Raw genomic sequence first — 6,064 nt, 5'->3', positions numbered from 1 at the left:
GCAATAAGTGAAGAAAATATCAGATTATATTTTTCATCCAAGCTCTCAGTCCTGACTTAAAAAGAGAGATCTTTTAATTCAGCGCAGGTTTTAATGAGGCTGATTAATTTTCTGCTGAGTATATTGCTGCTTAAATTGAGCAATATCCAAACTGTGTAGTTTTCCACGCCAAATCCACTTAAGCTGTGACTCTAAAAATTCATCCCCTTCAAACCAGACAAATAATCCTTCCATCATCTCTGGCCAATCATCTTGACTGACCCGATTACGACCAGAAATAACCGCAATAATCGCAGCTAAAATAGTGTCGTGACTCACCGCCAAACTCAGACCAAAATGATCCTGTGGATGCGTGTTATAAATCAGCTCTAATACATCCACCACCCCAGAAATCGGATGCTTCATTCCCGGTAAGGCATTATTGACAAAACTATTGATAAATCCCAGTGCGCCTTGCTGCTGAAAATAAGGACCGGCTTGCTGAATATCAAGCACAAAACTTCCCGGCTCAACCAATAGGCCTTGCTCAACAATTTCAATGGAATGGGTGTTTTGTGCAAGCACACTTGAATCGGCGCCTTCAATCATCAATACCGCCGTATCTACGCAGCGTTGAATGGGGCTAGAGATACAATGCTGAATATTACGATTAGTATGGTCGATTAAATATCGACCCCACTGTTGCGCCAAATCACGCCCTTGTGCGGTCAATTGTAAATCATAGCCCGCCAAACCCTGACCCGCAGCCAATTCCCGAATAGAATGGCGGGTAAATAAAGTTACCGGAGTCTTTACATCAGGCAGCAAATCAATTGCTTTAAGCATACTGCTTGGGAGGAGTTCTAACGCCATGATCCAGCCAGAAAATTAAACATGGTGGATCACTATAACATGCTCAGCTAAATTTCAGGCAAATGAGACATCTGTGCTAACGCCAAGAAAGCCAGTTTTTTCAGCTCGATATTTCTAAATGCAATGAAACCGCCATTGAGTAAGCTGTCTCGCTGATTATATAAAAATGGTCGACCTTTAAAATCGACCAACCCACCGCCAATCCGTTCAATCAAGCATTGCCCTGCGCTGGTATCCCATTCACAAGTCGGATGAAAACGCGGATAAATATCAACTTTTCCTTCAAGCATCATACAAAATTTATAAGCGCTGCCTGCCTTTAATGCCACAACTTCCACATCGCGCTTTAAGATATTGAGATATTCAACATAGAGCGGCTGAGCCTGACTGCTTTGGCTTAAACCAATATGCACTTTGGTTGACAATTGATGCTCTGTATATACCCACCACTGCTGAGTTGGTATCTCAAATTTCAAAGGCAAACCCTGCTGAGGACAGATATAAATCATTTGCTCACCGGGCACCGCTAAAATTGCAAAAGTGGTTTTTGCACCGTCTACCAAGCTTAAGTTAATCGTAAATTCAGGCCGTTTATGTAAAAACTCTTTGGTGCCATCTAAAGGATCGAGTAACCAAAAACTTTGCCAGTGCTTACGTGCGGCGTTATCCCCCTCTTCTGACAATACCGGAAGCTGCGGGAATTTTTCTTGCAATGCTTGAGTGATAAATTCATTAACGCGATAATCAGCTTGCGTCACTGGTGAATGATCACTTTTTTTCTGCACCGCAAAAGTTTCACCTGCACAATAGGCCTGATATTCTGCTCGCAAAATTTCACACGCCTGTGTCACAATGGGGACTAACTTTAAAATCAAAGCATCTTGCGGTGCGCTGGTTGTTTTAAACATAGATTACCTTTATATGCCAAATTACTCAGAAAAACCGACCATCATTTTCGACATGGATGGCACATTACTCGATCTTGCTTATGATGATTTCATTTGGAATCATCAACTCCCTCTTCGTCATGCAGCCACACATGACTGTAGCCTTGAACAGAGCAAACAGACGCTGTTGCAATTTTATCAACAATACAATCATACTCTTAATTGGTATTCTAGCCAGTTCTGGACGAATAAAGTTGGCGTTGATACTCTTGCATTGCAAAAAGAATTCAAGCACAAAGTCGCGCTACGCACAGGCTGTCTGGAATTACTTCAATATTTAAAGCAGCACGGTTATGCTTGCTGGATTGCCACCAATGCAGACCGTGAAGGCTTAAAATTCAAACTTGAACACACTCAAATTGCCGCATATTTTGATGTCATTGTCAGCAGTGAAAGCATTGGTTATCCCAAGGAAGATCTCCGGTTTTGGCAGAAACTGCAGGCTTTACACCCGTTTCAGATCAAGTCTAGTTATTTTATTGATGACACCGAAAAAGTTCTTGCAGCTGCAGAAAAATTTGGCATTCAGCATTTAATCAGTATTGCTCAACCCTCATCTCTAGCAGCAGTAAGAACTGAAAGCGCCTATCCAATGTTAACGGATTTGAGCGATCTTATGGTTATGTTAAAACACGCTGAGGATTTAAAAATATATGCCTAAATCGTCTCCGATCCATTCCGTTGAAAGCATGCGCATTGATAAATGGCTGTGGGCGGCTCGCTTCTTTAAAACGCGCTCCTTATCTAAGTCTGCTATTGAAGGCGGTAAAGTTCATCACAATGGTGAGCGCGTCAAAGTATCTAAAGAAATCCGTGTGGGCATGGAACTGACGATTCAACAAGGCTTTGAGCGCAAAACAATTGTGATTCATGCATTATCAGCACAGCGTGGCAGCGCAGCTATGGCGCAGCTGTTATATGCAGAAACTGACGTCAGTGTGGCACGACGAGAGTTGCTTAGCACGCAAAGAAAGTTGCATAATCTAGCCCGACCTGAACATCGACCCAGTAAAAAAGATCGACGAGAGATCAGCAAATTTAAACACAATAATGATCAACAATCTGACCAAGCTTGGTCTTATCATGATGATTAATTTAGGCGTCATATTCTGTCGCGTCTGACTGAATTGATATAGAACATAAAGCATGAATCTGTCACTATACTTGGGTGGAACACGTTTAAATGTAAGACATCCACTGAAATTAATAGATTCGTGACATCGTTTTGAGGTTGTAAGATGGATGATAATAAAAGCAAGGCACTAAATGCTGCTCTTAGCCAAATTGAAAAACAATTTGGTAAAAATACCGTAATGCGTTTGGGTGATAACACCGTTTTGGCAGTTGAAGCTGTCTCTACTGGCTCGTTAACGCTTGATATTGCACTCGGTATTGGCGGCTTACCCAAAGGACGTATTGTCGAAATTTACGGTCCTGAATCTTCGGGTAAAACCACCATGACGCTGCAAGCCATTGCACAGTGTCAAAAAGCCGGTGGTACATGTGCCTTTATCGATGCTGAACACGCACTAGATCCACAATATGCGCGTAAATTAGGTGTCGATTTGGATAATTTACTGGTATCGCAACCCGATAACGGTGAACAAGCGCTTGAAATTGCCGACATGTTGGTGCGTTCTGGCGCAGTCGATATGATCGTCGTCGATTCCGTGGCTGCACTTACGCCTCGTGCAGAAATTGAAGGCGAAATGGGTGATTCTCATATGGGCTTACAAGCACGTTTGATGAGTCAGGCGCTACGTAAAATTACCGGTAATGCTAAACGCTCAAACTGCATGGTCATCTTCATTAACCAAATCCGAATGAAGATTGGTGTGATGTTTGGTAGCCCTGAAACCACCACAGGCGGTAACGCACTTAAATTCTATGCCTCCATACGTTTAGATATTCGTCGTATTGGTCAAGTCAAAGAAGGCGATGAAATTGTAGGTTCTGAAACCCGCGTTAAAGTGGTGAAGAATAAAATGGCACCGCCTTTTAGAGAAGCATTATTCCAAATTTTGTACGGTAAAGGCGTGAATCAGCTGGGCGAACTGGTTGATCTTGCCGTAGCACAAGAGTTGGTACAAAAAGCTGGTGCTTGGTATTCATATCAAGGCAGTAAAATTGGTCAAGGTAAAAATAACGTCATTCGCCATTTAGAGGAAAATCCTCAAATTGCGCAAGAGTTAGATCGCCTGATTCGTGAAAAACTCTTGACGCCAATTACCACACCGGTGGATACCAAAGAGGAAGAAGACGCAGATTTGTTGGATGCTTAACGCGCGCAATTTGTTTTAATCTGCTAAAAATCTTAAACTGTAAAACGCCCTACGGGGCGTTTTTTATTAGATGCGATAAACAGACTTATGAGTAATGCAAAATTCCCAAAACTATTGGACTACACCGCGCTTCAGCAAGAATTGAATGACGATCCCACCACAGAAGCCTCCACAGATCTGTCTACGCATTTGGCAGAAGTTGATGCGCTGTATTTTGCAGATGAACCCATCCCAAAAGCAACAGGGCTTACAGGCTCGCGTTTACGTTCATATGCATTTGCTGTACTGACGCGGCGCGAATATTCAAAAGCTGAGCTGATTGAAAAACTGGCACTCTATGCCGTAGATCGTGAGGAAGTTTTAAAACTGGTAGATGAGTTTGCAGCACAAAACTATCAAAGTGATCAGCGTGTGGCTGAGATTATGCTGTCCAGTCAAAAAAGAAGAGGCAAAGGACCGAATCGCATTAAACTGGCTTTAAAAGCCAAAAAAATTGACAGTAGCTTAATACAAGAGGAATTAAAAGAAACCGATTGGCATGAACAAGCCTATCAATTAAAGGTCAAGAAATTTGGGGCGGCGATTGAAAAAGAAGCAAAGCTTAAAGCCAAACAGGTTCGGTTTTTGATGTATCGAGGTTTTGAAATGGATGCGATTATGAAAGCAATTAGCCGAAAAGAAGAAGATTTTTAAAATAGTAAATCAATTTATTATGATCAAAACTGGTGGCAACCCCACTAGCAAAACTCCGGCACATCGTATATCTATTACCGTTGCTACCTTCCGGTCCTGGCGGGATTCACAGACTACAATTGCGAAGCCACCAGCGGGGCTACCATTGCAAGATCAGAGTATAGAGATTTTTATCTAACTTGCAAGCATTGAAATCCCTTTTATACGGCTCACACTTTCATTTGATTATTAAAAAAACAATATTGATTGAAAATTGCTTTTTTTGTTATTTTTTAGCTATCTAATTGCCCACTTTAAAACTATAACAAGATTGTAAATGTATATTGCATTTCAAGGCATGGGCGTTTTTAATGTGCGCAGGTCTTTTAAATAGATATGCTCTTAACCCTAAACATTGAGAATATGGTTAAGAATACGAAATGGATGTTTTTATGATGCGCAAACAGCATGCTTTATATGCAGCAGTCTTATTGGCTTCAAGCTCACTTTATGCCATTCCTATTGAATCACGTGGATTAAGTCAAAATGGCGTTGAATCTACTGTCCAGCCTACTGCCCTTGCTACAGATACAGCAAGTGCGCCAACCAATCTGAACTGGCAAATTATGCAAAAAACCCAACAATTAGAAAATGATATTCGCACACTACGGGGAAAAATTGAAGAACAAGACAATGAAATTGCGCAACTTAAACACGAACTCAGCAATCGTTATACCGACTTAGATCAACGACTAGAGCTATTACAGCAAAAGGTTGATCCCGATAGTGCCGCCCCAGAGGAGGATAAACAACAGGATATCTCTCCCAGTAATGCCAGCAAACCCAACAGCATAAATGTCAATCCAGCAAAGGCGCAAACAACCACAGCCTCAACTGATCTTGATCAAGCCGCTTATACGGTTGCTTTAGATGCGTATAAACAAGGCGGTGCAAAAAAAGCCATTGCGCCGATGCAAAACTTTATCAAGAACAATCCCAATAGTATTTATATCAGTAATGCTTATTTTTGGTTAGCGGAGTTTAATCTGGCCATTGAGCCCACCAATTATGCCGAGGCCAAAAAGAATTACAATATTGTCGTCAATCAATATCCCAATTCAGCCAAAGCAGCACGTGCACTTTATCAACTTTATAATATTGCTAAAGATGTAGATCGTAATACCACTAGCGCCAACCAACTTAAAAGCAAGCTCCTTAAAGAGTATCCAAAATCAGAAGAAGCCGGTTTTGTAAAAAAATAATCTAAAAAAAAGACACCGTATCAGGTGTCTTTTTGAGCTGATGCACTAT

At 41.5% G+C, this 6,064-nt stretch carries 7 protein-coding genes and 1 other RNA gene; 5 read left to right on the top strand and 3 right to left on the bottom strand.

Annotated features, from left to right (window positions below; genetic code table 11):
• Nucleotides 1–90: 90 nt before the first annotated feature.
• Together SE27_RS06780 and SE27_RS06775 are read right to left on the bottom strand one after the other, a co-directional pair.
• Nucleotides 91–852, bottom strand: a complete 762-nt coding sequence (locus tag SE27_RS06780; protein ID WP_039622001.1) for a histidine phosphatase family protein — start codon at nt 850–852, stop codon at nt 91–93.
• A 47-nt stretch (nt 853–899) separates the two neighbouring features.
• The gene (locus SE27_RS06775) at nt 900–1,760 is read right to left on the bottom strand and encodes a 3'(2'),5'-bisphosphate nucleotidase CysQ family protein (RefSeq protein ID WP_039621999.1); all 861 of its coding nucleotides are present in this window, start codon (nt 1,758–1,760) and stop codon (nt 900–902) included.
• Between the two features lie 13 nt (nt 1,761–1,773).
• Between SE27_RS06775 and SE27_RS06770 the strand changes: the two genes are divergently transcribed.
• The 4 genes from SE27_RS06770 (at nt 1,774) to SE27_RS06755 (ending at nt 4,774) form a co-directional block, all read left to right on the top strand.
• Complete coding sequence (locus SE27_RS06770) at nt 1,774–2,460, top strand: HAD-IA family hydrolase (protein ID WP_039621997.1); 687 nt, start codon at nt 1,774–1,776, stop codon at nt 2,458–2,460.
• Nucleotides 2,453–2,893 carry an RNA-binding S4 domain-containing protein gene (locus SE27_RS06765; protein ID WP_039621995.1) on the top strand — a complete coding sequence of 147 codons (441 nt, stop codon included), beginning with the start codon at nt 2,453–2,455 and terminating at the stop codon, nt 2,891–2,893. The genes SE27_RS06770 and SE27_RS06765 overlap by 8 nt, the downstream gene beginning before the upstream one ends.
• A gap of 144 nt (nt 2,894–3,037) precedes the next feature.
• Nucleotides 3,038–4,081, top strand: coding sequence for a recombinase RecA (recA, locus tag SE27_RS06760; RefSeq protein WP_039621993.1), 1,044 nt, complete (start codon nt 3,038–3,040; stop codon nt 4,079–4,081).
• An 87-nt stretch (nt 4,082–4,168) separates the two neighbouring features.
• Nucleotides 4,169–4,774 carry a regulatory protein RecX gene (locus SE27_RS06755; protein WP_039621989.1) on the top strand — a complete coding sequence of 202 codons (606 nt, stop codon included), beginning with the start codon at nt 4,169–4,171 and terminating at the stop codon, nt 4,772–4,774.
• Between the two features lie 39 nt (nt 4,775–4,813).
• Here the strand turns inward: SE27_RS06755 and ffs are convergent.
• Nucleotides 4,814–4,910, bottom strand: an RNA gene (gene ffs / locus SE27_RS13650) — signal recognition particle sRNA small type.
• Nucleotides 4,911–5,205: 295 nt separating this feature from the next.
• On the opposite strand from ffs, the gene SE27_RS06750 reads away from it, so the two are divergent.
• Nucleotides 5,206–6,015 (top strand): YbgF trimerization domain-containing protein, encoded by an 810-nt coding sequence (locus SE27_RS06750; RefSeq protein WP_039621986.1) that lies wholly within the window; start codon nt 5,206–5,208, stop codon nt 6,013–6,015.
• Nucleotides 6,016–6,064 lie beyond the last annotated feature (49 nt).

It is taken from the genome of Acinetobacter harbinensis, from assembly GCF_000816495.1.
Taxonomy (GTDB): domain Bacteria; phylum Pseudomonadota; class Gammaproteobacteria; order Pseudomonadales; family Moraxellaceae; genus Acinetobacter; species Acinetobacter harbinensis.
This window is presented reverse-complemented; position numbering and strand designations above follow the sequence as displayed.